The following is a 1,904-nucleotide window of genomic DNA, read 5'->3' as shown; positions in this document are numbered from 1 at the left end:
GTACTCGGCCACAGAGAGGTGGAACAGAGCGCCTCTGCCGAACTCGTCGGACGAGGCCCAGACCACCACGGCACGGCCGTGCCGTGAGGCGGCGACGACCGGGGAGGTGAACCGCGCCTCGTTGAACGGCTGTGGCTCGCCGTCGAATGCGAAGCTCCAGCCGTGTCCGGCACGACCGACGGCGACCAGTGCCTTGTCGTCGTACGAGGAGGACGTCCCACCGGACCGCAGTTTCGAGCGCGCATCCCACAGCGTCATCGGCTCGTGCAGCTCCGCGCCGTCCTCGGCGCCGATGAGGGCGGGTAGCGCATCGGGCTCCACGCCCTCGACGAGGAGGAATCGGTACCCTTGGCGCTGGCCGTTCGAAGGCCGTTCCGCGAGCCACGCCAGGCCATGGGGGTCCTCGTCGACTGGAACGGCTCGGCTGCCGGTCGCCTCCTCACCTCTGGGGGTGGCCAGCAGTGCCCGACCCCGCTCCTGCGTGAGCAGCGGTCCAAGCAGCGGGTCGGCGACGAGGCCCACTGGCGCGAGGTGGTCAACACCCAGCGGCTGCCACTGGGGCAGCGCGGTCAGCAGTGTCCGCCAGGCCGCGTCCGCCTCGCCCCACCGCGCCAATTCCCGGGCCGTCTCCACGGCGTCGCCGAACGGTCCTGGCGCGGTGTACGCATAGGTGCCCTCACGCAGCTGCCGCAGCACCACCCGCTCCAGCGCGCGCACCTCGTCGGACCTGCCGCGCACGTGGCCCTCATATGCCCCATCGTCACGCCAGGACCGCTCCCCGCGGCCGGCGATCAAGGCGGGCAGCAATTCCGGCGCGTACACCGGGTCGGCAGCGAGCCCGTCGAAGTGCCTGGCATGCCGGTCGCCGAGCAGCCACATGATCTGGTCCCGCATCGCCCCGGCGCGGGGCCTGCCGAACTCCTGCGCCTGCGCGAAGACCGCTTCGGCCCGCTCGTAGTCGCCACACAGCGCGTCACGCCGCGCCTCCTCCACCATGGCGTCCAGCGACTCGGTTGTGACGTTCACGAATTCCGGCGCATCGTCGGCCCGAGCCCGCAGGCTGTGGAACTCCCGGTAGGCATCCTGCATGAACTCCCAGAAGGACGCGTGCCGTTCCGGAGGACTGGCGCGCCAGGGGGCCCACGTGTACACCGCCCATTCGCCGTGCGGGTCCACGTCTTCCGGGTCGAGCATGACGGTCATGGCGTCGGATTCCACGGCCAGTTCGAGCCCTCGCGTCCAGATCGTGGCTTCCAGGACCTCCTCCCGCGTCGCATCCTCGTCCAGGTTCTCCTGGAAGATCTCGGCGAGTCCCGCGTCGTCCTCGTGCCAGCGGGCCTTCTCCGTGCCCGCGAGCAGCCACACGAACCCGCCCGCATGCCGCCAGCCGTTGGTGACCTCCAGGAACGTCTGGTACGACGGCGGCAGCCGGTGCCCAAGGCGTTCTTCGAGGGCCGCGACACGCGCGGGCGCCGCGGGTTCGAAGCCGAGCCAGCGGGTGCGACGGGCCTCCTCATCGCCCGAGTCCCGCGCTTCATCGGGATCGCATGCGTCCGCCCACTCCTCGCTCCACCGCGTGAGGAAACCCCGCCAGTCGTAACTCGCGCCAGCCGTCGCAGTCATGTGTGCGATCGTCGCACCCGGCACTGACAACGCCCACCCGCGAGGCGCGAGGCGGGCCCAGAGTGTGATGGCATCACCTCAGTCTCACCAACGCACCGATCGCGCTCGGGCGGGAACGCCTGGTCACGCGGGCCTTAAGCGTGCTGCGGGAGGCTCTGCTGCCGAAGGCGGTAAGGCTGGTGCTCGACCAGTTCACGGAGACGGACAGGCTGGTCGTGGTCGACGCCCACAGCAATGTCGGGGAGGTTGGCGTGTCCCGACTGTGCGGAGGTCTCCCGGCG

At 70.5% G+C, this 1,904-nt stretch carries 1 protein-coding gene; it reads right to left on the bottom strand.

Annotation, left to right across the window (positions count from 1 at the left end):
• Positions 1-1,623: SMI1/KNR4 family protein (locus tag ACIBCK_RS39155; RefSeq protein ID WP_399398154.1), on the bottom strand; the 1,623-nt coding region annotated here is incomplete at its 3' end.
• Positions 1,624-1,904 lie beyond the last annotated feature (281 nt).

The sequence above is a fragment of the Streptomyces sp. NPDC051218 genome (assembly GCF_044455475.1).
GTDB lineage: Bacteria > Actinomycetota > Actinomycetes > Streptomycetales > Streptomycetaceae > Streptomyces.
The sequence above is the reverse complement of the archived record's forward strand: the minus strand, read 5'-3'. Positions and strand labels throughout refer to the sequence as shown.